Origin of the sequence: Lentzea sp. NPDC058436 (genome assembly GCF_042721515.1) — a bacterium.
In the GTDB taxonomy this organism is placed as follows: domain Bacteria; phylum Actinomycetota; class Actinomycetes; order Mycobacteriales; family Pseudonocardiaceae; genus Lentzea.
Genome location: NZ_JBHXLF010000027.1, coordinates 55531 through 82083, shown reverse-complemented (window position 1 = coordinate 82083; position 26553 = coordinate 55531). Strand labels below are relative to the sequence as shown.

The 26553-nt window shown below is 69.6% G+C and carries 25 protein-coding genes and 1 pseudogene; 23 read left to right on the top strand and 3 right to left on the bottom strand.

From position 1 onward, the window contains the following. The 12 genes from gcl (at position 1) to ACFWN2_RS42295 (ending at position 15341) form a co-directional block, all read left to right on the top strand. Complete coding sequence (gene gcl / locus ACFWN2_RS42350; protein WP_382436286.1) at positions 1-1701, top strand: glyoxylate carboligase; 1701 nt, start codon at positions 1-3, stop codon at positions 1699-1701. Further along, entirely contained in the window at positions 1698-2702 is a 1005-nt protein-coding gene (locus tag ACFWN2_RS42345) for a glycerate kinase (RefSeq protein WP_382436285.1), read from the top strand. Before gcl ends, ACFWN2_RS42345 begins: the two co-directional genes overlap by 4 nt. A 5-nt stretch (positions 2703-2707) precedes the next feature. Continuing rightward, positions 2708-3997, top strand: coding sequence for an allantoinase AllB (gene allB, locus ACFWN2_RS42340; protein WP_382436284.1), 1290 nt, complete (start codon positions 2708-2710; stop codon positions 3995-3997). Continuing rightward, the gene (alc, locus tag ACFWN2_RS42335) at positions 3994-4986 is read left to right on the top strand and encodes an allantoicase (protein ID WP_382436283.1); all 993 of its coding nucleotides are present in this window, start codon (positions 3994-3996) and stop codon (positions 4984-4986) included. The genes allB and alc overlap by 4 nt, the downstream gene beginning before the upstream one ends. A 113-nt stretch (positions 4987-5099) precedes the next feature. After that, complete coding sequence (locus ACFWN2_RS42330) at positions 5100-6635, top strand: alpha/beta hydrolase (RefSeq protein WP_382436282.1); 1536 nt, start codon at positions 5100-5102, stop codon at positions 6633-6635. A gap of 54 nt (positions 6636-6689) precedes the next feature. Further along, the gene (locus tag ACFWN2_RS42325; protein WP_382436280.1) at positions 6690-8456 is read left to right on the top strand and encodes an FtsX-like permease family protein; all 1767 of its coding nucleotides are present in this window, start codon (positions 6690-6692) and stop codon (positions 8454-8456) included. A gap of 162 nt (positions 8457-8618) precedes the next feature. Continuing rightward, positions 8619-9962: an ammonium transporter gene (locus tag ACFWN2_RS42320; protein WP_382436279.1), complete on the top strand. Its 1344-nt coding sequence runs from the start codon at positions 8619-8621 to the stop codon at positions 9960-9962. After that, on the top strand, positions 9959-10297 hold the full coding sequence (locus ACFWN2_RS42315; RefSeq protein ID WP_253323279.1) for a P-II family nitrogen regulator: 339 nt from the start codon (positions 9959-9961) through the stop codon (positions 10295-10297). The genes ACFWN2_RS42320 and ACFWN2_RS42315 overlap by 4 nt, the downstream gene beginning before the upstream one ends. 185 nt (positions 10298-10482) lie before the next feature. Next, a complete protein-coding gene (locus tag ACFWN2_RS42310) occupies positions 10483-12807 on the top strand; it encodes a [protein-PII] uridylyltransferase (RefSeq protein ID WP_382436277.1) in 2325 nt (774 codons plus the stop codon). A gap of 278 nt (positions 12808-13085) precedes the next feature. Further along, positions 13086-14102 (top strand): hypothetical protein, encoded by a 1017-nt coding sequence (locus ACFWN2_RS42305; RefSeq protein WP_382436276.1) that lies wholly within the window; start codon positions 13086-13088, stop codon positions 14100-14102. A 67-nt stretch (positions 14103-14169) separates the two neighbouring features. Then, a complete protein-coding gene (locus ACFWN2_RS42300; protein WP_382436275.1) occupies positions 14170-14730 on the top strand; it encodes an AAA family ATPase in 561 nt (186 codons plus the stop codon). After that, the gene (locus ACFWN2_RS42295) at positions 14727-15341 is read left to right on the top strand and encodes an HAD family hydrolase (RefSeq protein WP_382436274.1); all 615 of its coding nucleotides are present in this window, start codon (positions 14727-14729) and stop codon (positions 15339-15341) included. The genes ACFWN2_RS42300 and ACFWN2_RS42295 overlap by 4 nt, the downstream gene beginning before the upstream one ends. Before the next feature lie 180 nt (positions 15342-15521). Here ACFWN2_RS42295 and ACFWN2_RS42290 read toward each other — a convergent pair. Continuing rightward, positions 15522-16952, bottom strand: a pseudogene (locus ACFWN2_RS42290) (hypothetical protein); the annotation flags it as partial. 72 nt (positions 16953-17024) lie between these two features. On the opposite strand from ACFWN2_RS42290, the gene ffh reads away from it, so the two are divergent. Together ffh and ACFWN2_RS42280 are read left to right on the top strand one after the other, a co-directional pair. Further along, entirely contained in the window at positions 17025-18587 is a 1563-nt protein-coding gene (ffh, locus tag ACFWN2_RS42285; protein ID WP_382436273.1) for a signal recognition particle protein, read from the top strand. A gap of 2 nt (positions 18588-18589) precedes the next feature. Then, complete coding sequence (locus ACFWN2_RS42280) at positions 18590-19645, top strand: amidohydrolase family protein (RefSeq protein ID WP_382436304.1); 1056 nt, start codon at positions 18590-18592, stop codon at positions 19643-19645. Here ACFWN2_RS42280 and ACFWN2_RS42275 read toward each other — a convergent pair. Further along, a complete protein-coding gene (locus ACFWN2_RS42275; protein WP_382436272.1) occupies positions 19642-20115 on the bottom strand; it encodes a carboxymuconolactone decarboxylase family protein in 474 nt (157 codons plus the stop codon). The genes ACFWN2_RS42280 and ACFWN2_RS42275 overlap by 4 nt on opposite strands. 114 nt (positions 20116-20229) lie before the next feature. Here ACFWN2_RS42275 and ACFWN2_RS42270 point away from each other — a divergent pair, with 114 nt between their 5' ends. Then, positions 20230-21105, top strand: a complete 876-nt coding sequence (locus ACFWN2_RS42270; RefSeq protein ID WP_382436271.1) for an RNA polymerase sigma-70 factor — start codon at positions 20230-20232, stop codon at positions 21103-21105. Here the strand turns inward: ACFWN2_RS42270 and ACFWN2_RS42265 are convergent, their stop codons facing one another. Beyond that, positions 21106-21444 carry an HIT family protein gene (locus ACFWN2_RS42265; protein WP_382436270.1) on the bottom strand — a complete coding sequence of 113 codons (339 nt, stop codon included), beginning with the start codon at positions 21442-21444 and terminating at the stop codon, positions 21106-21108. It lies immediately after the preceding gene. Positions 21445-21693: 249 nt separating this feature from the next. Here ACFWN2_RS42265 and ACFWN2_RS42260 point away from each other — a divergent pair, with 249 nt between their 5' ends. From ACFWN2_RS42260 to lepB, 8 genes are all read left to right on the top strand, one after another. Continuing rightward, a complete protein-coding gene (locus ACFWN2_RS42260) occupies positions 21694-22491 on the top strand; it encodes a CPBP family intramembrane glutamic endopeptidase (RefSeq protein ID WP_382436269.1) in 798 nt (265 codons plus the stop codon). Continuing rightward, the gene (locus ACFWN2_RS42255; protein ID WP_382436268.1) at positions 22491-23222 is read left to right on the top strand and encodes a LamB/YcsF family protein; all 732 of its coding nucleotides are present in this window, start codon (positions 22491-22493) and stop codon (positions 23220-23222) included. The genes ACFWN2_RS42260 and ACFWN2_RS42255 overlap by 1 nt, the downstream gene beginning before the upstream one ends. 125 nt (positions 23223-23347) lie before the next feature. After that, on the top strand, positions 23348-23788 hold the full coding sequence (gene rpsP, locus ACFWN2_RS42250; RefSeq protein ID WP_382436267.1) for a 30S ribosomal protein S16: 441 nt from the start codon (positions 23348-23350) through the stop codon (positions 23786-23788). Beyond that, positions 23785-24024 (top strand): RNA-binding protein, encoded by a 240-nt coding sequence (locus tag ACFWN2_RS42245; RefSeq protein ID WP_030468017.1) that lies wholly within the window; start codon positions 23785-23787, stop codon positions 24022-24024. The genes rpsP and ACFWN2_RS42245 overlap by 4 nt, the downstream gene beginning before the upstream one ends. Positions 24025-24043: 19 nt before the next feature. Then, positions 24044-24559 (top strand): ribosome maturation factor RimM, encoded by a 516-nt coding sequence (gene rimM / locus ACFWN2_RS42240; protein ID WP_382436266.1) that lies wholly within the window; start codon positions 24044-24046, stop codon positions 24557-24559. Then, positions 24549-25295, top strand: a complete 747-nt coding sequence (trmD, locus tag ACFWN2_RS42235; RefSeq protein WP_382436265.1) for a tRNA (guanosine(37)-N1)-methyltransferase TrmD — start codon at positions 24549-24551, stop codon at positions 25293-25295. The genes rimM and trmD overlap by 11 nt, the downstream gene beginning before the upstream one ends. A 151-nt stretch (positions 25296-25446) precedes the next feature. Next, on the top strand, positions 25447-25806 hold the full coding sequence (gene rplS / locus ACFWN2_RS42230; RefSeq protein WP_382436264.1) for a 50S ribosomal protein L19: 360 nt from the start codon (positions 25447-25449) through the stop codon (positions 25804-25806). Positions 25807-25878: 72 nt separating this feature from the next. Continuing rightward, positions 25879-26550 (top strand): signal peptidase I, encoded by a 672-nt coding sequence (gene lepB, locus ACFWN2_RS42225; RefSeq protein WP_382436263.1) that lies wholly within the window; start codon positions 25879-25881, stop codon positions 26548-26550. Positions 26551-26553: the final 3 nt, after the last annotated feature.

Genomic DNA, 26553 nt, shown 5'->3' with positions numbered 1-26553 from the left:
ATGCCGAAGATCCCAGTCATGCAGGCGGTCGTCGAGGTCCTGAAGTCCGAGGGCATCGACGTCGTGTTCGGCTGCCCCGGTGCCGCGATCCTCCCGCTGTACAAGGCGATGGAGCAGGACGGCTCGATCGAGCACCTCATCGTCCGGCACGAGGAGGGCGCGACCCACATGGCCGACGGCTGGTCGCGCACGACCGGCAACGTCGGTGTCGCGATCGGCACCTCGGGCCCGGCCGGCACGAACATGATCACCGGCCTGTACACCGCGCAGGCCGACTCCGTGCCGATCCTCTGCATCACCGGCCAGGCGGCGGTCTCCAAGCTGCACCAGGAGGCGTTCCAGGCCGTCGACATCGTCTCGATCGCAGCCCCCGTCACGAAGTGGGCGGTGCAGGTCAAGGAAGCCGCGCAGATGCCGTGGATCTTCCGCGAGGCGTTCCGGATCGCCCGCTCCGGCCGTCCCGGACCGGTCCTCATCGACCTGCCGATCGACGTGCAGAAGCAGGAGATCGAGTGGGACTCCACGATCGACGAGCCGTTGCCGGTGCCGAAGGTCGCGCCGAGCGACGCACGGGTCGAGCGCGCGCTGGAGATGCTGCTGGCCGCCGAACGCCCGCTGCTGCTCGCGGGTGGCGGTGTCATCCTCGGCGAGGCGTCCGCCGAACTGCTGGAACTGGCCGAGCTCCTGCAGATCCCCGTCCAGGCCACGCTGATGGGCAAGGGCGCGATCGACGAGGACCACCCGCTGTACTCGGGCATGACCGGCATCCAGACCTCGCAGCGCTACGGCAACGCGTCGTTCCTGGAGTCGGACCTGGTGCTGGCGCTGGGCGCGCGGTTCGGCGACCGGCACACCGGTGACCTCGCGACCTACCGCGGTGACCGCAAGTTCATCCACGTGGACGTCGAGCCGACGCAGATCGGCAAGGTGTTCGGACCCGACCTCGGCATCGTCGCGGACACCAAGGTGTTCCTGAAGGCCCTGCTGGACAAGGCGAAGCAGCACGGGCCGCGGGACAAGGGCGTCTGGGTCGAGCGGTGCCAGGAGCTCAAGCGGACGCTGCTGCGGCGCGAGGACTTCGACACCGTGCCGGTCAAGGCGCCGCGGGTGTTCAAGGAGATCAACGAGTTCTACGGCCCGGACACCTACTTCGTCACGGCCATCGGGCTCTACCAGATCTGGTCCGGCCAGCACCAGAAGGCGCACAAGCCGCGGCACTACCAGGTGTGCGGCCAGGCAGGTCCGCTCGGCTGGGAGATCCCGGCGGCCATCGGCGTGAAGAAGGCCAGGCCGGACGCGGAGGTCGTCGGTGTCGTCGGGGACTACTCGTTCCAGTTCCTCGTGGAGGAGCTCGCGGTCGGCGCCCAGTACGACGTGCCGTTCGTGCTGATCATGCTGAACAACGAGTACCTCGGTCTGATCCGGATGGCGGAGGACCACGGCGGCTACGACATGAAGTACGAGGTCGACATCCACTACGACACCACGGGCTCGGACAACGTGAAGATCATGGAGGCCTACGGCTGCTCCGGCATCCGGGTCGCCGATCCGAGCGAGATCCGCACCTCGCTGGAGTGGGCGCGCAAGGAGGCCGACCGCACGCAACGGCCCGTGCTCGTGGAGATCATGATCGAACGCGAGGGCAACACCGCGAACGGCACGTCGATCGCCGCGATGAAGGAATTCGAGCCGCTCCCGTGACGCACGTCGTCGTCGCGCCGGACAAGTTCAAGGGATCGCTCACCGCCCCGCAGGTCGCCGCCGCCGTCGCACGCGGCCTGCGGGAGGCGGTCCCGGACGTGGACGTGCGCCTCCTCCCGGTGGCCGACGGCGGTGACGGCACGGTCGACGCCGCCGTCGCCGCCGGGTTCCTGAAGGTGGGCCGCTGGGTCACCGGGCCGGTCGGCCGGACGGTGCCCGCGTCCTTCGCGGTCAAGGGCACGACCGCCGTGGTCGAGGTGGCCTCGGCGGCCGGGCTGACGTTGCTGGAGAGGCCCGCGCCGCTCGACGCCACCAGCCACGGCATCGGTGAGCTGCTCAAAGCCGCCGTGGACGTCGGCTGCTCCACGATCGTGCTCGGGCTGGGAGGCAGCGCGTGCACGGACGGCGGCGCGGGCATGCTGGAGGCCCTCGGCAAGACGTCGTTCGCCGGCATCGACCTCGTGCTGGCCTCGGACGTGGACAACCCGCTGCTCGGGCCGTCCGGCGCCGCGGCGGTCTACGGGCCGCAGAAGGGCGCCTCACCCGAGCAGGTGGAGGTCCTGGAACAGCGGCTCACGGACTTCGCCGGCCGGATCGGGCCGGAGTTCGCCGAACGACCGGGAGCGGGTGCGGCCGGCGGGATCGGGTTCGCCGCGCTGGCGGTGCTCGGCGCGCGGTTCCGGCCCGGCATCGAGGTCGTGCTGGAGCTCGCCGGGTTCGCCGAGGCCGTCGCCGACGCGTCGCTGGTGATCACGGGCGAGGGGTCGCTGGACGCGCAGACCCGGCACGGCAAGGCGCCGTACGGGGTGGTCAGGGCCTCCGGTGACGTACCGGTGGTCGCGGTGGCGGGCCAGTGCTCGGTCGAACCGGGTGACCTGGGGCTCAAGGCCGCCTACGCGTTGCTGGACGTCGAACCGGACGTCACGCGGTGCATGGCCCGTGCCGATTCGCTTCTCACCGTTCTAGGCGGTCGCATCGCCCGCGACTGGGTGTCACAGTGAGGGACATGGACCTGGTCTTCCGCGCCCGCAGGGTCGTGACCCCGCAGGGCGAGATCGCGTGCGACGTCGGTGTCGTCGACGGCAGGATCGTCGCCGTCGAGCCGCACATCGAGTCGCCGAACGTCGTGCACCTCGCCGGCGACGAGGTGCTGCTGCCAGGCCTGGTCGACACGCACGTGCACGTCAACGACCCCGGCCGCAGCGAGTGGGAGGGGTTCGAGACGGCGACCCGCGCCGCCGCGGCCGGTGGCGTCACGACGATCATCGACATGCCGCTCAACAGCATCCCGCCGACGGTCGAGGTCGCGGCGCTGGAGATCAAGCGCAAGGCGGCCGCGAACGCCTCAGTGGACGTCGGGTTCTGGGGCGGGATCATCCCTGGCAACCTCGCCGACCTGAAGCCGCTGCACGAGGCAGGCGTCTTCGGCTTCAAGTGCTTCCTGCTGCACTCGGGCGTGGACGAGTTCCCGGCCGTCACGACCACCGAGCTGGAAGCGGCGCTGAGGCAGCTCGCCACGCTCGACGCGTTGACGATCGTGCACGCCGAGGACGCGCACACGGTGCGTGACTCCGAACCGGACTACGCGGGGTTCCTGGCGTCACGGCCGCGCGAGGCCGAGAACAAGGCGATCAGCGACGTCGTGGAGCTGACCCGCAGGACCGGTGCGCGCACGCACGTCCTGCACCTCTCGTCGTCGGACGCGCTCTCGATCCTGGCGTCCGCGAAGCGCGAGAGCCTGCCCATCACCGCCGAGACCTGCCCGCACTACCTCACGTTCACGGCGGAGGAGATCCACGACGGGCAGACGGAGTTCAAGTGCTGCCCGCCGATCCGCGAGGAGGAGAACCGCGAGGCGCTGTGGCAGGGCCTGCGCGACGGCGTGATCGACCTGGTCGTCAGCGACCACTCGCCGAGCACGGTGGAGCTCAAGGAAGGCGACTTCGCCACGGCGTGGGGCGGCATCGCGTCGCTGCAGCTCGGCCTGCCCGCCGTGTGGACGGGCGCACGCGAACGCGGTTTCCAGCTCACCGACGTCGTCCGCTGGATGGCCGCGCACCCGGCACGTCAGGTCGGGCTGGAGACCAAGGGCGCCATCGCGGTCGGCAAGGACGCGGACCTCGTTGTCTTCGCGCCGGACGAGACCTTCGTGGTGGACAAGGACAAGCTCCACCACCGCAACCCCGTCACGCCGTATCACGGGCGCTCGTTGCACGGCGTCGTGCGGCAGACGTGGTTGCGTGGCAAGGAAATCGGCACGACCCCAGGCAAGCTGCTCAGAAGAGGAGAAGCATGACGGAGTGGACTCGGCTGCCCGACCTCGCCTCGCGCGCGGCCGGAGGTGGTGTGCTCTGGGCGAACGACGAGCTGTTCGCCGAGCGGGAGAACCTGATCAAGCCCGCCGAGCCGGTCTACCAGACCTACACCTTCGGCCACAAAGGCCAGGTCTACGACGGGTGGGAGACGCGCCGCCGTCGTGAGGCGGGTGTGGACCAGGCCGTCGTGCGGCTCGGCCTGCCCGGTGTCGTGCGCGGGATCGTCGTCGACACGGCGTTCTTCAAGGGCAACTACCCGCCGTTCTGCTGGGTCGAGGGCGCCCACGTCGAGGGCTACCCGTCCGCCGACGAGATCACCGAGTGGTTCCCGCTGGTCGAACGCACCGCGCTGAAGGGCGACGAGAAGCACTTCTTCGACGTCCAGGAGGGGCGTCGCGTCACGCACGTACGCCTGACCATCGACCCCGACGGCGGGGTGGCGCGGCTGCGCGTGCACGGCGAACCGCTCGCGGACCCGCGTCTGCTCGTGGCCGGCATCGACCTCGCCGCGCTGGAGAACGGCGCCGTCGTCACCGGCTGCAGCAACATGTTCTACAGCTCGCCCAACAACCTCATCGCCCCAGGTCAGGCCACGGTCATGGGCGAGGGCTGGGAGACAGCGCGCCGCCGTGACGACGGCAACGACTGGGTGTCGCTCCGGCTCGCCGCCCCCGGAGTCGTGCGGCTGGTCGAGCTCGACACCAGCCACTTCAAGGGCAACGCGCCGGGCTGGGCGTCGGTCAGGGGCTGCGACGAGCGCACGGACCCGGACGCGTGGTTCGACCTGCTCCCGCGCACCCGGCTGCAGCCCGACACACGGCACCGGTTCCTCGTGCCCGAGACGGAGGCGACTGCCGTCCGCCTCGACATCTACCCGGACGGCGGCATGGCACGCCTCCGAATCCTCGGAACCCCTACGAGTGACGGCCTAGCACACCTGCAGGCGATGTGGAACAAAACGACTAACTGACTGTGGTTGTACGACCACGGGCTGATTCTGGTCCCTACCTAGGTCGGTTGTCCGCGTCACACGATCGGTGGAAGCGTTCCTCCCGCAAGATCGGGGATCCAGGGAGGAAATCCATGCAACCGATGGTGCGCGTCTTCGGTGCCGCGCTCGCTAGTTCGGCATTGGTGCTAGGGGCGAGTCAGGTCGCGATCGCGGCCCCGGAGGGACAGCCGGAGTTCAACGTCGGCGCGGTCGACTGGAAGCCGTGCGAGGAAGTGCCGACGGTCGAGTGCGGCTTCCTCGAGCTGCCCGTCGACTACGCCAAGCCGAGAGGTGAGAAGTTCCAGCTGGCCGTGTCGCGCCGCAAGGCGAACGACCCGTCCCAGCGCATCGGCGCGATGGTGATCAACCCCGGTGGACCGGGTGGGTCGGGTGTCGACTTCTCGTTCGGCGCCGACCGCTACTTCAGCAAGGAGATCGTCGACAAGTTCGACGTCATCGGGTTCGACCCGCGTGGTGTCGCACGCAGCGCGCCGATCAAGTGCTCGGCGGAGATGCTGCAGAAGACGCCGTCGAGCTACCCGAAGACCAAGGCCGAGTTCGACGCGCTCGTCGTGTTCAACAAGGCGCTGCGCGAGGACTGCCGCAAGCAGTCCGGCGCGATCTTCGACAACGCCTCGACCGCGGAGGTGGCGCAGGACATCGACTCCATCCGCCGCGCCCTGGGTGAGAAGAAGATCAACTACTACGGCATCTCGTACGGCACGATCATGGGCCAGCACTACGCGGAGAAGTTCGGCAAGAACATCCGCGCCATGATCATCGACTCCAACATGGACCACAGTCTCGGCACGAAGGCGTTCCTCGACTCCGAGGCCCGCACCGCCGAGGACTCGTTCAACGAGTGGATCAAGTGGAACGACCGCAACGCGTCGTCGCCGTTCCACGGCCAGGACCTCCGCAAGATCTGGAAGGACCTGCTCGCCAAGGCGGAACGCGGTGAGGTGCCCGCTCCTTGGGACCCGACCGCCAAGCTGACGCCGGAGGACCTCGGCGGCGGTGTGGTCAGCATGGCCTACGGCCCCAACTGGAAGGGCTTCGCCGACCAGATCAAGCAGATCATCGACGGCGCGCAGGCGCCGCAGTCGGCGTTCTCGGCCTTCGCGGCCGAGGAGACGTTCCCGAACCCGTTCCCCGGCATCTTCTGCAACGACTACAACCTGCGCGTCAGCTCGTGGGGCGAGTACCAGGCGTTGACGAAGTCGGAGTACCGGATCGCGCCGAACACGCGCGGCTCCTCGCTCGGCCACGGCGCGATGATGGGCTGCGTCGGGTTCCCGAAGGCCACGAACCCGCAGCGCACGCTGAAGATCAAGAACTCGCCGAAGATCCTGCTCACCAACGCCAAGCACGACCCGGCGACGGCCTACGAGTGGGCGGTCAACGCGCACCGTCAGTCCCGTGACGCCACCGTCTTCGTGACCTACGAAGGCTGGGGCCACGGTGTCTACGACCGCAGCGAGTGCACGCTGAAGATCAACAACGAGTACCTCGTCTCGCTGAAGCTGCCGCGCAACGGCACCTCGTGTGCCGCTGTCGAGCCGGTGGAGCAGGCGTCGATCCAGTCCGCGAAGCCGAAGGTCCCCGCGGGGCCGTTCTCGGTTCGCTAACGCTGGTCAGGAGCTATACCCCCGGTGTATACGCCGGGGGTATAGTGCTGTGCCATGGCTGGCCTGTGGTGGCCTCGTGGGAAGGGTGCGTGGGCGCGGTTCGCGTTCACCGCCTCCGGTGTGGCCGTTGGTGTCGCGGTGTTGATGCTCTGCCTCACGGCCCAAGGCGCGTTGCAGGGCCGTTCTGATCGTTCGGCGTGGCAGTACACCCGCGCGGACACGCCCGGCACGGGCTCCGTGCGCTGGCTGGCCGTCACGGACTACTTTCGCGGCGAGCAGATGCTGCGGATCCACGTGGTCGCAGGCCCTGACTCGCCCTCGCCCGGCTTCCCGCTGCCCCGCACCGGTGAAGTCGTCGCCTCACCGGCGATGCAGCGCCTCTTCGAGTCCACTCCGGACGATCAACTCGACGACCGCTACCCCGGCGTCGTCACCGGCACGATCCCCGTGGACCTGCTGTCCCACCCCGAGCAGCTCGTCGCCGTCGTGGGCGGCGAGGTGCCCGGCATGTTCACCGCGGCCGGCATCGCCACCTCACCCGACCACGCGTTCTTCGCGTTCACCCGGATCATCGTGGGGATCGCGACTCTGGTGCTGCTCGTTCCCGTCGCGGTGTTCGTCGTGATGGCGAGCAGGATCGCCGCGGCCCAGCGGGAGCGCCGCCTGGCCGCGCTGAGACTGGTGGGCGCCACCCGGTCGCAGACGGCGGCGATCGCGGCGGCGGAGTCCGGGATCGCGGCGCTGGCGGGGACGTTCGCGGGCTGGCTCGCCTACGAGGGACTGCGCCGGGTGCTCGCTTCCTCGGTCACCTACGAAGGCTTTCCGTTCCACGCCGCCGACGTGCGGGCGCCGCTGGCCGCGCTGGTTCTCGTGCCGTTGCTCGCCGTTCTCTTCGCCGTGTTTCCGTTGCGCCGCAACGCCTCCAGGTCGCCGACCGCGTTGCGCGCGCTGCCCCTGGTGGTGGGGATCGGCGGGTTGTCCCTGGTCACGTACACCTCGGCGGCCGGTTTCGACGAGCTGACCGCGCTGTTCGCGATCTCGACCCTGGTGGGCGTCCTCGTCGTCGGCCCGTGGGTGTGCCTGCAGGTCGGACGGCTGCTGGCGAGGGCCTCCAGCGCCACGACCGCACTGGCGGCACGGCGGATCGAGCACGACCCGAAGGCGGCGTTCCGGGCAGCGAGTGCTCTGGTGTTCGCGGCCTTCGCGGCGACCTACCTGAGCGGCCTGGTCAGCGCGTACGGCGACCAGCCCGGCACCGCCACCCCGCCGGGCGTGGTGACCGTGTTCGACGGCCGCGACCGCGAGATCGTCAGCGACGGCACGGTCGAGGACGAGGAACGCATCCGCACGAGCGAGGCGATCGCCTCGCCGAACGCCATCATCAACACGCGCCGTGAGTTCGTGCTGCGCGAGCAACGGCTCTGGGACGACGTCGAGTCCTCCGTCCACTTCGCCGTCGTGGTCGTCGTGGTGGTGGCGGGATGTGGTGTGGCGGCGGGCGCGGCCGGTGGAGTGCTCGAACGGCGCCGCTCGTTCGCGCTGCTGCGGGCGAGCGGCACGACGCTCGGCCAGCTGCGGCGGGTCGTGGTGCTGGAGACGGGTGTGCCGCTGGTGGCGATGACCGGTCTCGGCGTGTCCGTGGGCGTGCTCACGCTGGTGGCGACGAAGGGGCCGCTGCCGACGCTCGGGTTCGCCGCCGTGGTCGCGTCCGGCCTGGCGGTGGCGTTGCTGATCGCCGCGTCGCCGCTGGCCGTGCTGGGCCGGGGCTCGGAAGCCGGCGTGATCACCGCATCGGTGGACGGTCGCGGCTACTTCCCGTGACCGTTCCGAGGCCGTGAGGTGCCCGAATCGAGGCCGTGAACGGCGCGAAACGCGGACGTAACACGTCCAGGTCGACAGTTCACCTCCGCGAAACGTTCCACGCGGGTCCGTGAAACAGGACATACCGATGCTCCCTGCAACCGACGTGCAGTGGAGGTCGAAGTGGATACAGGGGACACCGCCTGGGTGCTCACCAGCGCCGCATTGGTGCTGCTGATGACGCCGGGCCTTGCCTTCTTCTACGGAGGCATGGTCCGTTCGAAGAGCGTGCTCAACATGATGATGATGAGCCTGGGCGCGATGGCCGTGGTCGGTGTCCTGTGGGTGCTGTACGGGTACTCGACGGCATTCGGCGCGGACGTCGGCGGAGGCCTGCTGGGCAAGCCGTTCGAGTTCTTCGGCCTTGACGGCCTGCTGGGCGCCGACTCGTTGTTCGGCAAGATCCCGACCACGGCGTTCGTGGCGTTCCAGGCGATGTTCGCGATCATCACGGTCGCGCTGATCTCCGGCGCCATCGCCGACCGCGCCCGCTTCGGCCCGTGGCTGCTGTTCGCGGGTCTGTGGGCGACGATCGTCTACTTCCCGGTCGCGCACTGGGTGTTCGACTTCGACGGCAAGGACGAGGCCGGCAACGTCATCGACCCCGGTGGCTGGATCGCCAACAAGCTCCTCGCGATCGACTTCGCCGGTGGTACCGCGGTCCACATCAACGCCGGTGCGGCGGGTCTCGCGCTCGCGATCGTGCTCGGCAAGCGCGTCGGCTGGCCGAAGGAGCCGATGAAGCCGCACAGCCTGCCGCTGGTCGTGCTCGGCGCCGGTCTGCTGTGGTTCGGCTGGTTCGGGTTCAACGCCGGTTCCGCCCTGGGCGCCAACGGCACCGCGGGCGTCACGTTCGTCAACACCATCGTCGCCACCTGTGCCGCGATGCTCGGCTGGCTGCTGACCGAGCGCATCCGCGACGGCAAGGCCACCACCCTCGGTGCCGCGTCGGGCATCATCGCCGGTCTGGTCGCCATCACGCCCGCCTGTTCCTCCGTCACCCCGATCGGCGCCATCGCGATCGGCGCGATCACCGGTGTCCTCTGCGCCCTGGCCGTGTCGCTCAAGTACCGCTTCGGCTTCGACGACTCGCTCGACGTCGTCGGCGTGCACCTCGTCGGTGGTCTGTCCGGCACGATCCTGATCGGCCTGTTCGCCAGCGAGGCGGCCCCGGCCAAGATCAACGGCCTGTTCTACGGCGGCGGCTTCGACCAGCTGTGGCGCCAGGCGGTCGGCGCGTTCGCGGTGCTCGGCTACTCGTTCGTCCTGAGCCTCGCGCTCGGCTACCTGGTGAAGTTCACCGTCGGGTTCCGCGCGTCGGAGGAGTCCGAGGTCGCGAGCATCGACGAGTCGGAGCACGCTGAGCGCGCCTACGAGTACGGCAGCCTGACCAGCGCTCGTGGCGCCGGCAAGCCGAGCGTGGCCGCGGGCGCCACGGCGGTCCTTGAGGGGAGCAACAAGAAATGAAGCTGGTCACCGCGATCATCAAGCCGTTCACGCTCGACGACGTGAAGAGCGCCCTTGAGCAGCTCGGGGTGCTGGGCATGACCGTCAGCGAAGTGCAGGGCTACGGCCGCCAGAAGGGCCACACCGAGGTCTACCGCGGCGCCGAGTACTCGGTGGACTTCGTGCCCAAGATCAAGATCGAGGTCGTCATCGACGACACCGCCGTCGAGAAGGTGCTGGAAGCGGTGGTCGAGGCCGCCCGCACCGGCAAGATCGGTGACGGGAAGGTCTGGGTCACTTCGGTCGACACGGTCGTGCGCGTGCGCACGGGCGAACGTGGATCGGATGCGCTCTAGCGCTGTGACCGCCAACCGTCACCGCGTCTTCCGGCGCCCAGCAGGGCACCTCGCGGTGTCGGCCCCGCGCCCCCGTACAACCAGTACGAGGGCGCGGGGCCGACACCGCGATGCACCCGTCTGAACGTCGAAATACGAGGCGAAGGCTGACGATCACAGCGCTTAACCAATCGAGGAGACGGCCCGTGGAGAACAACGAAACGGCCGTCGTCACGGCTGACGACCTGGTGCGAGCACGCGAAAGGCTGCTCGTGCCAGGTCGTCGTCGCTTGACCGCCGAACCTCTGCGCGAAGCACTCGTGGACCTGCACGAGTTCTGGCTCACCAAGCACGCGGGGGGAGCGGGGGTATCCGGACCGGGTATCGCGCTCGTGGCGGTCGGCGGGCTGGGGCGGCGCGAGCTCGTGCCCTACTCAGACCTCGACCTGGTGCTCGTGCACAACGGCGTCAAGAACGTCGACGAGATCGCCGAAAAGCTCTGGTACCCGCTGTGGAACTCCGGAATCGGCCTGGACCACTCCGTCCGCACGGTCGGGGAGGCACTCCGCGTCGCCGCCGGTGACCTGCGAACGGCGTTGGGACTGCTCGACATCCGGCACATCTCCGGTGATCCGGAGGTCACGCAGAAACTCGCGGACGGCGCGCGGCAGGCGTGGCGCGGCAACGTCCGCAACCGGCTCGACGAGATGGCCGAGTCGTCGCAGAAGCGCTGGGCCCGCAGCGGTGAGATCGCGCACCGCGTCGAACCGGACCTGAAGCACGGCCGCGGAGGTCTGCGGGACCTCACGCTGCTGGACGCGTTGTCGCTGGCCCAGTTGGTGGACCGGCCGTCCGCCGACGTCGACGAGGCACGACGGCTGCTGCTGGACGTGCGCACCGAACTTCGTCGTGTGGCGAGGAAACCTCGCGACGTGCTGCGGGCGCAGGACGGCGACGAGGTCGCGTCCGCACTGGGGCTCGCGGATCGCTTCGCCCTGGCACGGTCGCTTTCCTCCGCCGCACGCACGGTCGTCTACGCGTTCGACGTGGCCATGCGGGCCGCTCGTGCCGCCGCACCGAAACGCGGCCTCGGCGCGTTCCTGAGAGGACAGCCGCCGCGCAGGCCGTTGGACGAAGGCGTTGTGCTGCACGGGTCCGAGGTGTCGCTCGCCCGTGACGCGATTCCCAGCCGTGATCCGGCGTTGTTGTTGCGTGTCGCGACGGCGGCTGCACGCAGCAAACACCCGATCGCGAACGGAACGCTGACACGGCTGGCCGACTCCGCACCGGAGCTGCGCCAGCCGTGGCCGCGTGAGGCCCGCGAGGAGCTGCTGGCGTTGCTGGGCAGCGGAAGCGGGCTCGTGGACGTCGTGGAAGCGTTGGACCGCACGGGTTTGTGGGGTCGGCTGTTCCCCGAGTGGGGCGCGGTGCGGGACCTGCCGCCGCGCGACGCCGCGCACATGTGGACGGTCGACCGGCATCTCGTGCAGACGGTCGCGCACGCCGCACGGCTGGCGACGACGGTGTCCCGGCCGGACCTGTTGCTGCTGGGCGCGTTGATCCACGACATCGGCAAGGGCCGGCAGCAGGACCACTCCGAGGTGGGCGCCGCGCTGGCGACGCAGATCGGCGAGCGGATCGGGTTGTGGCCGCAGGACGTCGAGACGTTGTCCGCGATGGTGCGCCACCACCTGTTGCTGCCGCACACCGCGACCCGTCGTGACGTCGAGGACGAGGCGACCGTGCACCGCGTGGTGGAGACGCTCGGCGGTGACGCGGTCCTGCTGGAACTGCTGCACGCGCTGGCGGAGTCGGACTCCATCGCGACGGGACCGGGCGTGTGGACGGACTGGAAGGCCGCGCTGATGACCGACCTGGTCACCCGGTGCCGCACGGCGATGGCGGGGGAGGCGTTGCCCAAACCCGAACCGCTCGACCCCGTGCACGTGAAGATGGCGGAACGCGTCGCGGGATCGGGGAAACCCGATGTGCTGCTGGAGAAGCAGGACCACGCGGCGGTCGTGACGGTGATCGCGCCGGACCGTCCCGGCCTGCTCTCCAAGGCCGCCGGAGTGCTCGCGCTGAACTCGCTGGAGGTCCACGCGGCGACGTTGCACTCGCACGGTGGCGCGACGGTCGACACGTTCACCGTGTCGCCCCGGTTCGGGTCGCTGCCCGACGCGACCCTGTTGCGCGAACAGCTCGCGAGGGCGATCGAGGGTTCGTTGCCGCTGGCCGACAAGCTCGCCGCGAAGGAACGCGACTACGGCGGCCCGCCCGTCGACCCGCCGCCGTCGAAGGTGCTGTGGTTCGACGACGAGGCAACGGGCGCGGTGGTGCTGGAACTGCGAGCGGCGGACCGGATCGGGTTGCTGCACCGCGTGGCCGGGGCGTTGGAGCAGTGCGGCGCGGACGTGCAGTGGGCGCGGGTGTCCACGTTGGGCGCGACGGTCGTCGACTCGTTCAGCATCGCGGGCGACGGACTCGACCGGCGCCGGATCGAGCGGGCGGTGCTCGACGCGGCCAGGTAGAGGTTGAGTAGCACTACGCACAACCTCTCCGGGTGCTCACGCTCCTGCGCACCTTCCCGAACCGGCAGTCTTCGTGGTGTCCGGAAAGCGTCCTCGAGGGGTGGATCGCTTCCCGGGCGGGCAGAGGCGGTGGTGCGCAGTGGCGGAGCCGGGGGAGGTACCGCGCACTCGCACCGCCGCCGATTCCTCCTCGCGTGACAACGAGACAGGTTCCTGGACAACCTCCGCGGGGCCTGGGCAAGGTCGAGTTCTCGTTGTTCTGACTGGGGAGGAAGAACTTGAGACTCGTCATGGTGGCCGCCGTCGTCGCGGCCCTGACCGTTCCCACTACCGCTACCGCGCAGGCGGCTCCACTCGCGCTGGAGGACCTCGGCACGTTGCCGGGTGACCTGCGCAGTGCGGCCGTCGACGTCAACGACTCCGGTTCGGTCGCCGGGAACTCCTACGGCGCGGGCACCTCGCAGCGCGCCGTGCGGTGGGACCGGTTCGAACCGATCAGGCAGCTCCCGGACCTCGGCTTCGGCTCCGGCGCGACCGCCATCAACCGCGACTACGTCGTCGCCGGGTACGCGGTGACGTCCGCGAACCAGACCCAGGCGGTGAAGTGGAACTCGTCCGGCCAGCTGACGCAGCTGACCGTGCCGGGCGCCACCAGTTCCGTCGCCTACGACGTCAACGACTCCGGCACGGTCGCCGGTGCCGCCACGATCAACGGCGTCAGCCAGGCCGTGCTGTGGGCCTCGTGGGGTGAGGCCACGATCCTCGGCGCCGGCAGCGCGCAGCACGTGACCACCGGCAACACCGTCGTCGGAACCAGTGGCGGCGACGTCGTGCGGTGGAACTCGTCGGGCGTGCGGACCGTGCTCGACGCCGGAACGTTCCTCGGCGCCAACCAACTCGGCGACGCGACCGGCACCGTCGGCGGCAACGGCGTCCTGTGGCTGCGCAGCGGCAAGACGCAGCTGGGTGCCGGTGCGCGGCCGTTCGACATCACCGACAACGGTTACGCGGTCGGTGACCTCGCGTCGCAGGCCACCCGGTGGGACGTCTTCAGCGGCGGCGTCGAGACCCTGGCGCCCGCGCCGTCGAGCGCGACCGAGGTCAACAACTCCGCGGTCGTCGCCGGCACCGTCGGCACCGGCGCCGCGAAGTGGGACCAGAGCGGCACGCAGACGTTGCTGCCGTCGCTGTCCGGTGCCACCCGGCACTCCGTCACGGGCCTGAACGAAGTGGGCCAGGTCATCGGCGTCGCAGGTTTCGCGGACGGGACGTACCGGGCACTTGCCTGGCGATGAAGCTATGCATTTCGTGTGAAATCGGACCAAACTGAACGAGAGGGATGGCCAAGACGTCTTCTAGGACATGACCGCCGTGTTGAACACGCAGATCGCCACCGTCCGAGTGAAGCCGCGCTCGCTCGTCGTCCTCGCCGGGATCCCCGGCGCGGGCAAGACGACGCTGCTCACGCGTCTCGACGCGGACGAACCGGTCACGGTCCTCGACTCCGACCAGGTGCGCACGTGGCTCGAACCGCGCGTACCGCTCCCGTACAAGTACTGGCGCGTGTTCGTGCACCTCACGCACAGGATGCGCGTGTTCTCGGCGGCGTTGTTCTGCGCGGGTCTGCTGGTCGTCCACGAGCCGTCCACCAGGCCCGGCACGCGGTTCATGCTGCTGCTCGCCGGCGTGCTGTCGGGGCGTTCCCGCCACTTCCTGTGGCTGGACGCCTCGGCGGCCCAGGCGCTCGACGGCCAGATCGCCAGGAACAGGATCGTGCGCACGCACGCGTTCGAACGGCACGTCCGCCGCGGCTCGTCGATGCGCGCGCGGTTCGAGGCGGGCTGGGTGCCGTTCGGCTTCACCGGCGTGACGCTCCTCACCCGTGCGGGAACCTCGGGTGGTCTGCGCATCATGGTGTCGTGATCAAGGCTGTCCTCTTCGACTTCGCGGGCACCCTCTTCGGGCGCCCGGCCCACCGGTGGCTCTCGCCGCCGCACCTGTCGGTGCTGCGCGCGCCGGCGCCGTTCGTGGCGCGGATGAACGCGGCCGAGCGCGCCGTGTGGGACGCCCGCGACCTCACCGCGCTCGCCAACCGCTCCGCCCACTGGACCCTGTTCCGCCTGGCGGGGCTCACGATGAACGACGACCTCTTCCAGCGCCTGCACAACCCGGCGTTCTGGCTGCCCTACGCGGACACGGCGGCGGCGCTGGCGGCCGCCCGCCCGTTGAAGGTCGGAGTGCTCAGCAACGTCTCGTGGGACATCCGGTCGCTGTTCCGGCGGGAGTCGCTGGCGGTCGACGCCTTCGCGCTGTCCTACGAGATCGGCTTCTCCAAGCCCTCCGAGCGCGCCTTCGAGGCCGCCTGCGTGCGGCTGGACGTCGCTCCGTCCGAGTGCCTCCACGTCGGCGACGACCCGGTGGCCGACGGTGCCGCGGTGGCGGCCGGGTTGCGGTTCGCGCAGATCTCCACGGCCCCGGTGGGGCGGCGCGAGCCCGTGCTGCTGGAGGCGCTCGCCCGCCACGGGATCGGCTGAGTCGTTCCTGATCCCGTCGGTCGGCGCCCTGCCGTGACTCTGGATCCACCACAGGTACGCGCCACCGTCGTCGCGGGCGGCCACCACGCGCTGCCTCGGCGCCGCTGTCCGGATGCCGTCGGAGTGCCCCGCGCACGGCCGGAACGGGTGCGGGGAGACCGTGGCGTGCAAGGCGGAGCAGTCGCGTTCCAGCTCCTCGCGTAATCGCGGCCAGTGCAGGAACAGGCTCTCGTGCGCCACCTCCACGGTCTGCCGCGTCGCGGTCAGCACGCGGCTGGTGATGAACGGGTCGAGCAGCCGCCGCTGCTCCGCGGACAGCTCGGACGCTGTCACCGGGCAGCGGGTGAACTTCCCCGACTCGTCCACCGCGACCAGCCGCCGCAACGTCCGCAGCACGCGACGTTCCGCCTCGCCGACCGACGGCCACGAGCCGTCCTCGTCGCGGACCAGGTCGCGGGCCATCGCGAGTGCCTCGTCGGCCTGCAGCCGCAGCACGTCCATCACGCGGCCGGACGCCACGTACTCGGCGCGCGTGATCGGCCTCGGGGCGCGCTTGCCGTCCGGGTTCACGTGCCGCCACAGGTTGTCCAGCGCGAAGGCCAGCAGCGGTAACGACTCGCGGCTCGCGTCCTCCTGGATGAGACCTAACGCGGCGTCGTCGACGCTCCAGCCGAAGGAGCGCAACGGCCCGTTCACCACCACCGGCAGTTCGGCCTTGGTGAGCGGCGTGACGAGGAAGTCGTCGCGTAAGAGAGGTGCGAAGTCCTCTCTTCGCATGAGCTCGTCCAGGAAGTCGGCGCGCACGGTGTAGACGACCCACGCCTCGCCACGGCTGGCCTCGACGAGCTGCTGCACCAGGTCCGAGGACTCGGTCATCAGCAGTTCCTCGGCCTGGTCGAGCACCACGAGCCGTCTGCCGGGGCCCTCGATCGGCGGCAGCACGCCCTGCGACGGCGTCACGGGGCCGATGATCGTCCACCCCTCGCGGCGCAGCAGAGGGATCAGACCTGCGCGGACCAGTGACGACTTGCCCGCGCCTGACGGACCGATGACCGCCATCGCGCCGTGCGACCGACTGCCGAGCAACGGTTCGGCGAGACGTTGGACGTCGTCCTCGCGTCCGAAGAAGAGCGACGCCTGGTGCTCGTCGAACGCCTTCAGGCCGGGGAAGGGCGACGAGAGAGGTGCCGCCTTGCTGATCCCCGCGCGTTCGAGCACCTCCAGCACCGTGTCGCGGGCAGCGGCCAGCGAGGCGGGAGAAGTGGCATCGACGCGTTGGGCCTGCAGGTCGTTGAGGATCGCGCGGTTCTGCGAGCGCGCGCTGAAGAACTCGATGCACGGCGAGTGCGGTTTGCGCTCGCGGAAGACCGACGACTCCCAGATGCACCACTCGGAGAACGAGCCGGGTGAGGACACGACGATCAGCGCGTCGGCGCCGAGCAGTTCGCGGCGCAGGCTGTCCTTCCACGGCAGTGAGACGTCGGGGCCGGAACCGGGCGCGGTGTAGGCGTGGACGTCCTCGAAGCCCGCGGCCAGAAGGGCGTCACGCAGGTACAGCGCGATGACGTCGCCCTCATCGTGACCGTGGTAACTGAGGAAGATTCGCCCCATGCGCAGCATCCTGCATCACGAGCGCGGGGAGGCACACCGGACGCGACTAGGTGAACGGCTAGTCTGGGAGGCGTGTTCTCCACGCTTTCCGACCGGCTGACCACGGTTCTCCAGGGCCTTCGCGGCAAGGGCCGGCTCAGCGACGCCGACATCGACGCGACCGCCCGCGAGATCAGGGTCGCCCTGCTCGAGGCCGACGTCGCGCTGCCCGTCGTCCGCAACTTCATCGCCAAGGTGAAGGAACGGGCCAAGGGTGCCGAGGTCCACCAGGCGCTGAACCCGGCGCAGCAGGTCGTGAAGATCGTCAACGAGGAGCTCGTCAACGTCCTCGGCGGCGAGACGCGGCGGCTGAACCTCGCCAAGAACCCGCCCTCCGTGATCATGCTCGCGGGTCTGCAGGGCGCCGGTAAGACGACGCTCGCCGGCAAGCTGGCGAAGTGGCTGAAGGGGCAGGGCCACACGCCGCTGCTCGTCGCCGCCGACCTCCAGCGCCCGAACGCCGTCACGCAGCTCCAGGTCGTCGGTGAGCGCGCGGGCGTGCCCGTCTTCGCCCCCGAGCCCGGCAACGGCGTCGGCAACCCGGTCGAGGTCTCGCGCCAGGGCATCGCCGAGGCCAAGGCCAGGCAGCACGACATCGTCCTCGTCGACACGGCCGGCCGGCTCGGCGTCGACGAGGAGATGATGCAGCAGGCCATCGACATCCGGGCCGCGGTCAACCCGGACGAGATCCTGTTCGTGGTCGACGCCATGGTCGGTCAGGACGCGATCAACACCGCCACGGCGTTCCGCGACGGCGTCGGCTTCACCGGTGTCGTGCTCACCAAGCTCGACGGCGACGCCCGCGGTGGTGCCGCGCTGTCGGTCCGCGAGGTCACCGGCCAGCCGATCCTCTTCGCATCCAACGGCGAGAAGCTCGAGGACTTCGACGTCTTCCACCCCGACCGGATGGCCTCGCGCATCCTCGGCATGGGCGACGTCCTGACGCTGATCGAGCAGGCCGAGCAGCACTTCGACCAGGAGCAGGCCGAGAAGGCCGCGGCGAAGCTGCACACCGGCCAGCTCACGCTCGAGGACTTCCTGGAGCAGATGCTCGCCATCCGCAAGATGGGTCCCATCGCGAACCTGCTCGGCATGTTGCCCGGCGCCGGTCAGATGAAGGACCAGCTGGGTCAGCTGGACGAGAAGCACCTCGACCGCATCCAGGCGATCATCCGCGGCATGACCCCGGCGGAGCGCGACGACCCCAAGATCATCAACGGCTCCCGGCGGCTGCGCATCGCGAACGGCTCGGGCGTCAAGGTCAGCGACGTCAACGACCTGGTCAACCGCTTCTTCGAGGCCCGCAAGATGATGGCGTCGATGGCGGGCCGGATGGGCTTCGGCGGCGGTGGCGGCAGCAAGACCCGCAAGGGCAAGAAGGGGAAGAAGGGCAAGGGCGGACGCGGCCCGACGCCCCCCAAGATCAAGGGCGGCTTCCCGCCGGGGATGTTCCCCGGCGGAATGCCCGGTGGCATGCCCGGCATGCCGCCCGGCGGAATGCCGGACCTGTCCAAGCTCGGCGGCGGCATGAACGAGCTCCCGCCCGGCTTCGACCCGTCGAAGTTCAAGTTCGACGGGGACGACAAGAAGAAGTGACCATGCACCTGCGCGGCGTCGTCCTGCCGGACGGCGAGCCGCGGGACCTGTGGGTCGTCAACGGCCGCGTCCGCACCAAGCCGGTGCCGGGCGCGCAGACCGTGGTCGACGGCGGTTTCCTCGTTCCGGGCCTGGTCGACGCGCACTGCCACGTCGGCCTGGGCCCGCAGGGCGGTGTCGAGCTGCCCGAGGCCGTCGAGCAGGCGATCGCGGACCGCGACGCGGGCACGTTGCTGATCCGCGACTGCGGCTCGCCGATCGACACCACGCCGTTGCAGGAGCGCCTCGACCTGCCGCGGATCATCCGCGCGGGCAAGCACATCGCGAGGCCCAAGCGCTACATCCCCGGCATCAGCGTCGAGGTCGAGACCGACCTGGTGAGCGCCGTGGCCGAGCAGGCCGCGTACGGCGACGGCTGGGTCAAGCTCGTCGGCGACTGGATCGACCGCGGCGAGGGAGATCTCGCTCCACTGTGGACGGACGACGAGCTGGAGCGGGCGATCAAGGTCGCCCACACCGCCGGCGCGAAGGTCACCGCCCACGTGTTCGGCGAGGACGCGCTGCCCGGCCTGATCAACGCGGGCATCGACTGCATCGAGCACGGCACCGGCCTGACGGACGACACGATCTCGCTGATGGCGTCCCGCGGTACCGCGCTGGTGCCCACGCTGATCAACATCGAGACGTTCCCCGGCATCGCGGACAAGGCAGCCAAGTACCCGAAGTACGCGGACCACATGCGTGACCTGCACGCCCGTGTGTCGCGCACGGTCGCGTCCGCGATCGAGGCGGGCGTCCCCGTCTACGCGGGCACCGACGCGGGCGGTGGCATCCGGCACGGCCGCATCGTCGACGAGATCGTCGCGCTGCACGGCGTGGGCATGAGTGCCGTGGACGCCATCGGCGCCGCGTCGTGGAACGCGCGCGAGTGGCTCGGCTTCCCGTCGCTGACCGAGGGCGCGGCCGCGGACATCGTCGTCTACGACGAAGACCCGCGGGAGAACCTGGAGGTCCTCCGCACGCCGCGCATGGTCATGCTCAGGGGCCGGATCCACTAGGCGCGGGCCAACGCCCCCACCTCGTACGAGCCGCCCTTCTGGCGGGTGATCACGGCCATCCGGTTGGCGGCGTTGATCAGCCCGAGAAGGCAGACCAGTGCCGCGACCTGCTCGTCGTCGAAGTGCTTGCGGACCGCCGCCCAGGTCTCGTCCCTCACGCCCTCGCGCGTGAGCACCGTGCCCTCCTCGGTGAACGCCAGCGCGGCCTGCTCGGCCTCGGTGAACACCGTGGTCTCGCGCCACCCGGCGACGAGGTGCAGCCGCAACGGGTCCTCGCCCGCCGCGATGGCCTCCTTGACGTGCATGTCGAGGCAGAAGCCACAGCCGTTCAACTGGCTCGCGCGCAGGCTGACGAGCTCGGCCGTGGTCGCGGGCAGCGACGTCTGGTGGACCGCCTGCCCGAGTCCCGCGAACCGCTTCGCGATCTTGCCGCCGGTCTCGGTGCCGAAGAGGTCGAAGCGCGGTTCCATGATGTTTCCTCCCTCGTGGACTTGCTGGACGACCACGAGATGCCGGTGCCACGTCCCGTGTGACTGTGATCCGTGCCACTGTCACAAAGGCGCGCGGGCTGGTGTCTTGTGACCATGGACGCCGCGACCGACTCGTTCGTCAGCCACCGCAACCTGCTCTTCACGATCGCCTACGAGATGCTCGGCTCCGCCGCCGACGCCGAGGACGTGCTGCAGGAGACGTGGCTGCGCTGGGCGGGCGTCGACCACGGCACGGTCGAGAACCACCGCGCCTACCTGGTCAGGATCGTCACCCGCCAGGCCCTCGGCCGCCTGCGCACCCTGGGCCGCCGCAAGGAGTCCTACGTCGGCTCGTGGCTGCCCGAACCGCTGCTGACCACCCCGGACGTCGCCGACGACGTGGAACTCGCCGACAGCGTGTCGATGGCGATGATGCTGGTCCTGGAGACCCTCACCCCGACCGAACGAGCGGTCTTCGTGCTGCGCGAGGTCTTCGACGTCGACTACGACGAGATCGCGACCGCCGTCGACAAGAACCCGGCCGCCGTCCGCCAGATCGCCCACCGGGCCCGCTCCCACGTCGCCTCCCGCCGCCCGCGCGAGGTCGTCACCCAGGCGGCCTCCCGCGAGGCCCTCGCCGCGTTCCGGCGCGCCACCGAGACGGGTGATCTCCAGGCCCTGCTCGACCTGCTCGCGCCGGACGTCGTGTTCCTCGGCGACGGCGGCGGCGTGAAGCAGGCCGTCCCGCGCCCGGTGGTCGGCGCGTCCAAAGTGGCGCGCATGCTGCTCGGCGGCCTGCTGAAGGTCAGTGGCTGGTCGATGGAACCCGCGCAGGTCAACGGGTACCCGGCGCTGGTCGTGCGGTTCGGCGGCGAGCTCGACACCGTGATCGCGGTGCGGGTCGAGGACGGGCGGATCTCCGGCCTGTACGCGGTGCGCAACCCGGAGAAGCTCTCGCACATGGCCGAGGAGACGTCGCTGCGCCGGTGATCAGCGGGCGACGAACCGGGCGACTCCCGCGCCCGCGGCGACGTGCCAGTGCAGGTGCTCGTTGTGCTGCTCGTCGCCCAGCGTGGTGAGCACGTGGCAGCCGCCGTGCCGCGCCACGACCTGCGCCGCCACCTCCTTCACGGTGGCGAGCAGCTCGACGGCCAGTTCGTCGTCGAGGTCCAGCAACGAGGACACGTGCCGGGTGGGGATCACGATGACGTGGTCGGTGCCGAAGCCGGGGATCGGAGGCCGGAACGCGAGCGTGTTTCCGGTCCTGACGAGCACCTCCACCGGCACGTTCCCGGGGATGACCTCGTCGCAGTACCAGTCCTGCCGCATGCCACGACGTTAGCGGCGAGGGGTTTAGTAGCAGCCGTTGTACGCCGATCCACTCACCAGGAGTAGGACAACCGGCGGGGACCCGATCTGACCAATTATTGGCCAGGCGGTTGGTCCGGTTTACGCCGGTGCCGCACAGTAATCTCGACGTCCTGGGCGGCTGCGTCGATCGCGAGGTGGGCTGATCATGAGTGTGCCAGTGCCTGCTGTTCCGCCGCCGGCAGCCGCCCCGTGACTAGATTGCAGAGCGTGAGTGAGCCGGAATCCCTGAAGCCGAAGCGCGGTTTCACCGAGGCTGTGCGCGGTGCCGTCGAGTCCGTGCGGGACATCAGCCGCAACCCGGAGCCTGCGCGGGTCGGCCAGCGCTGGGGGTTCGGCGCGTTCCTCCTGGTAGAAGCCGTCTTCATCCTGAGCGCCGTGTTCATCACGGCGATCGCGAAGCAGTTCGGCATCAGCCTGCTCGATTCGGTGCCGCTGGTGCTGATCGGCTCGATCGTGCCCACGGTGCTCGCGGCCGCCGTCGCCGTCGTGATCACGTACGTCCGCGGCAACGGCCCGAAGATCGACCTGCGCCTCAGCATGACCAGGGAGGACGTGGCGGTCGGCCTCAAGCTCGGCATCCTCGGCCTCGTCCTCACCTACACCGCCGCCACGGTCTGGGCGAAGGTCGTCGGTGAGGAGAACGCCACGAGCGCGGTCGGCGACCTGCTGTCCGGTTCGAACCTGCCGCTGTCCGCCGCGATCACGATGTTCCTCTACGTCAGCTTCATCGGGCCGGTCTGCGAGGAGATCATCTACCGCGGCCTGCTGTGGGGCGCCGTCGAACGCCAGGGCTGGAGCCGCTGGGCCGCGTTCGGGCTCACCACCGTGATCTTCGCGATCGGCCACTTCGAACCGCTGCGCACGTCGTTGCTGCTCGTGATCGCCATCCCGATCGGCATCGCCCGCCTGCTCACCCGCCGGCTCGGGGCGAGCATCGTGGCGCACGTGATGAACAACTTCCTGCCGGGCCTCACGCTCCTGCTCGTCTCCGTCGGGGTCATGTGATGGACCTGAACAGCGATCTCGGCGAGGGCTTCGGGATCTGGAAGCTCGGCGACGACACCGCGCTGTTGGGTGTCATCAGCAGCGCGAACGTCGCGTGCGGCTTCCACGCCGGAGATCCGTCCACGATGCGCAAGGTGTGCGAGGAGGCCGCGCGCAACGGCGTGAAGATCGGCGCCCAGGTGTCCTACCGCGACCTGGCCGGGTTCGGTCGCCGGTTCATCGACGCCGACCCGGTCGAGCTCGCCGACGAGGTGCTCTACCAGATCGGTGCGCTCGACGCGTGTGCGCGAGCAGCAGGCACCGAGGTCGTGTACGTGAAGCCGCACGGCGCTCTCTACAACGCGACGGTGCACCACGAGAAGCAGGCCGAGGCGGTCGTGAACGGCACCAGGGCGTTCAAGGACCTCCCGATCCTCGGTTTGCCCGGCTCCCAGTTGCTGGAGAAGGCCTCCCGAGCGGGTCTGCGGCCCGTGCAGGAGGCGTTCGCCGACCGCGGCTACACCCCGGAGGGCACGCTGGTGCCGCGCAACCAGCCGAACGCCCTGCTCACCGACACCGCGCAGATCCTCGAACGGGCCACCCGGCTGCTGGACGGCGAGCTCGTCGCCGTCGACGGCACGGTGCTCAAGACGCAGGCGGAGTCGTTGTGCGTGCACGGCGACACGCCGGGAGCGGTCGCGCACGCGCGTGCCGTGAGGGAAGCGCTCGGGGTCGTGGCGCCGTTCGCGTAGGCCCCGATTCGGATCCACCGGTCCCCATCTGGCACAATTGCCCGCTGTCCGTCGTGGTCGGCCCCTCTGCCCGGGCCACGGCTGTGCGAACCATCAACACAGAGCTCTAGAGGAGTACCAGGCCAATGGCCGTCAAGATCAAGCTTCAGCGTCTCGGCAAGATCCGCCAGCCGTACTACCGCATCGTGGTCGCCGACGCGCGCACCCGTCGCGACGGCAAGGCCATCGAGACGATCGGCAAGTACCACCCCAAGGAAGAGCCGTCGTTCATCGCGGTCGACTCCGAGCGCGCGCAGTACTGGCTGGGTGTCGGCGCGCAGCCGACCGAGTCCGTCCAGCGCCTGCTGGAGATCACCGGTGACTGGCAGAAGTTCAAGGGCCTGCCGGGCACCGAGGGCACGCTGAAGGTCAAGGAGCCCAAGGCTTCCAAGGCCGACCTGTTCGCCGCCGCGCTCGCCGCCGCGAACGAGGAGCCCATGACCGAGGCCACCACGCCGAAGAAGAAGGCCGCCAAGAAGGACGACGCCCCCAAGGCTGACGCCGAGGCGACCAAGGACGAGGCGTGAGTTTGTTGGCTGACGCCCTCGAACACCTCGTTCGCGGCATCGTCGACCACCCGGACGACGTCCGGGTGAACCTCGTCACGACCCGCCGCGGCCGCACCCTCGAGGTCCACGTCCACCCGGACGACCTCGGCAAGGTGATCGGTCGTGGCGGTCGCACCGCGACGGCCCTGCGCACCGTGATGGCCGGCATCGGCGGTCGTGGCGTGCGGGTCGACGTCGTCGACACCGACCGCTGAACGAAGCAGCAAAGGGCAAATGGACGTCGTTGTCGGCCGTGTGGCCAAGGCGCACGGGATCACCGGCGAACTAGCCGTTGACGTGCGCACCGACTCTCCCGAACTGCGTTTCGCGGTCGGGAAGACGATGCAGGCCAAGCTGCGTGACGGCACGTCCCGAAGCCTCACCGTGACAGCCGCCCGGCCTCATGCCGGGCGGCTGCTCGTGCGTTTCGAGGAAGTCGTGACGCGCGACGTGGCAGAGGCGTTGCGCGGCACGTTGTTGCTGGGCAGCACCGACGACCTGCCGCCGACCGGCGACCCCGACGAGTTCTACGATCACGAGCTCGAAGGGCTCGCGGCCGAACTCGTCGACGGCACGAGGATCGGCACGGTCAAGGAGATCCTGCACGGTCCGGGCGGTGAGCTGCTCGTGGTCATCCGTGACAAGGGCGAGGCGCTGATCCCGTTCGTGCGCGAGATCGTGCCCACTGTGGACGTCCGCGGCGGGCGTGTCGTGATCGACCCGCCAGAGGGCCTGCTCGATGCAGATTGACGTCGTCACGATCTTCCCCGAGTACCTCGCTCCGCTGCGCGCGGCGTTGCTCGGGAAGGCGATCGACAAGGGTCTGATCAGCGTCGGCGTGCACGATCTGCGCGACTGGACCCAGGACGTGCACAAGGCCGTCGACGACAGCCCGTACGGCGGTGGGCCCGGCATGGTCATGAAGGCCGACATCTGGGGTCCTGCCCTGGACGACATCTGCACGGACGAGACGCGTCTCGTCGTGCCGACGCCGGCCGGACGTCCGTTCACGCAGGCGTTGGCGCACGAGTACGCGGACGAGTCGCACCTCGTGTTCGCGTGCGGCCGCTACGAAGGCATTGACCAGCGTGTGGTCGATGACGCCCGTCGGCGCGTGCGCGTCGACGAAGTGTCCATTGGCGACTACGTGCTGGTCGGCGGTGAGGTGGCGGTGCTCGCGATCGTGGAAGCGGTCGCGCGGTTGCTGCCCGGGGTGCTCGGCAACCCGAAGTCGCACGCCGAGGACTCGTTCCAGGACGGGCTGCTCGAAGGGCCGAGCTACACGCGGCCGTTGGTGTGGCGCGACCTGGAGGTGCCGGACGTGCTGCGTTCGGGAAACCACAGGCTGATCGACCGCTGGCGGCGTGACCAGTCACTCGCCCGCACCTTCGAAAGGCGCCCTGACCTGCTGGAATCACTGCCGGCGGACGCTTTCGACAAGCACGACAAGGCCCTGCTCACGCGCCTGCGCGAGGGCGGGGAGTAGCCCGATTTCATTCCGGAGTGCCCGGTCTGGCACACTGGAACAGTTGCCGCAGCCGGTGTGCTACCGGCGTGCGCACACAAGCCGACCCCCACCATGTCGTGCACAGCCATGGAACATGCTCTGGGGAGTTCAAGACACGTGAGGAACACCGATGAACATCCTGGACGCACTCGACGCCCAGTCGTTGCGCACTGACATCCCGACGTTCCGCGCGGGTGACACGCTGAAGGTCCACGTCCGCGTCATCGAGGGCTCGCGCGAGCGCGTCCAGGTGTTCCAGGGCGTCGTGATCCGTCGCCAGGGCGGCGGCATCCGCGAGACCTTCACCGTCCGCAAGGTCTCGTTCGGCGTCGGCGTCGAGCGCACCTTCCCGGTGCACTCCCCGAACATCGCCGAGATCGAGGTCGCCGTCCGCGGTGACGTCCGTCGCGCCAAGCTGTACTACCTGCGCGAGCTGCGCGGCAAGGCCGCCAAGATCAAGGAGAAGCGCGAGGCCAAGCCGGTCTCCTGATCGGTGGCTTCGAGCCCAGAAGACCTGGAGGACGCCTCCGCACCGGACGAACCGGAGCGGGGGCGTACTCCTGTGTGGAGAGAAGTTCTCTACGTCGTGCTGACGGCCGTCGTGCTGACGGTCCTGATCCAGGCGTTCGTGGCGCGGGTCTACGTGATCCCCTCGGCGTCGATGGAGAGCACGCTGCACGGGTGCACGGGCTGCGAGAACGACCGCGTCCTGGTCGACAAGGTCGCCTACCGCTTCGGCGACGTCGAGCCGGGCGAGGTGGTCGTGTTCCGCGGCCCCGAGGCGTGGACGTCCCACGAGTTCCGCAGTGCCCGCTCGACGAATCCCGTCGCGGGTTTCGTGCAGAACATCGGCTCGCTGCTGGGGATCGCGCCCGCGAACGAGCACGACTTCGTCAAGCGCGTGATCGCGTTGCCCGGCCAGACGGTGATGTGCTGCGACGAGCAGCACCGCGTCGTCGTGGACGGAAAGCCTTTGGACGAACCGTATGTGCATTGGCAGACCGGCACGTCACCCGCGGACCACGAGCCGTTCGATCCCGTGCGCGTGCCGGAGGGGCGGCTGTTCGTGATGGGGGACAACCGGATGAACTCCACCGACTCGCGCAAACAGGGCGGCGGGGGCGTAGCGGGCACCGTTCCGCTCGAGAACGTCATCGGCAAGGCCCGGTACGTCGTTTTCCCGAGAGATCGGTGGAGTGTTGTGTCGGATCACAACCCGCAGCCCCTAGGCTGATCT

Excerpts from the sequence above, each read along its gene's own strand:
- ACFWN2_RS42280 (WP_382436304.1), top strand. The coding sequence starts at position 18,590 with ATGCACCTGCGCGGCGTCGTCCTGCCGGACGGCGAGCCGCGGGACCTG.
- ACFWN2_RS42270 (WP_382436271.1), top strand. The coding sequence starts at position 20,230 with ATGGACGCCGCGACCGACTCGTTCGTCAGCCACCGCAACCTGCTCTTC.
- ACFWN2_RS42330 (WP_382436282.1), top strand. The coding sequence starts at position 5,100 with ATGCAACCGATGGTGCGCGTCTTCGGTGCCGCGCTCGCTAGTTCGGCA.
- ACFWN2_RS42300 (WP_382436275.1), top strand. The coding sequence starts at position 14,170 with ATGACCGCCGTGTTGAACACGCAGATCGCCACCGTCCGAGTGAAGCCG.
- ACFWN2_RS42315 (WP_253323279.1), top strand. The coding sequence starts at position 9,959 with ATGAAGCTGGTCACCGCGATCATCAAGCCGTTCACGCTCGACGACGTG.
- rimM (WP_382436266.1), top strand. The coding sequence starts at position 24,044 with ATGGACGTCGTTGTCGGCCGTGTGGCCAAGGCGCACGGGATCACCGGC.
- allB (WP_382436284.1), top strand. The coding sequence starts at position 2,708 with ATGGACCTGGTCTTCCGCGCCCGCAGGGTCGTGACCCCGCAGGGCGAG.
- trmD (WP_382436265.1), top strand. The coding sequence starts at position 24,549 with ATGCAGATTGACGTCGTCACGATCTTCCCCGAGTACCTCGCTCCGCTG.
- ACFWN2_RS42325 (WP_382436280.1), top strand. The coding sequence starts at position 6,690 with ATGGCTGGCCTGTGGTGGCCTCGTGGGAAGGGTGCGTGGGCGCGGTTC.
- ACFWN2_RS42275 (WP_382436272.1), bottom strand. The coding sequence starts at position 20,115 with ATGGAACCGCGCTTCGACCTCTTCGGCACCGAGACCGGCGGCAAGATC.
- alc (WP_382436283.1), top strand. The coding sequence starts at position 3,994 with ATGACGGAGTGGACTCGGCTGCCCGACCTCGCCTCGCGCGCGGCCGGA.
- rplS (WP_382436264.1), top strand. The coding sequence starts at position 25,447 with ATGAACATCCTGGACGCACTCGACGCCCAGTCGTTGCGCACTGACATC.
- ACFWN2_RS42265 (WP_382436270.1), bottom strand. The coding sequence starts at position 21,444 with ATGCGGCAGGACTGGTACTGCGACGAGGTCATCCCCGGGAACGTGCCG.
- ACFWN2_RS42255 (WP_382436268.1), top strand. The coding sequence starts at position 22,491 with ATGGACCTGAACAGCGATCTCGGCGAGGGCTTCGGGATCTGGAAGCTC.
- gcl (WP_382436286.1), top strand. The coding sequence starts at position 1 with ATGCCGAAGATCCCAGTCATGCAGGCGGTCGTCGAGGTCCTGAAGTCC.
- rpsP (WP_382436267.1), top strand. The coding sequence starts at position 23,348 with ATGGCCGTCAAGATCAAGCTTCAGCGTCTCGGCAAGATCCGCCAGCCG.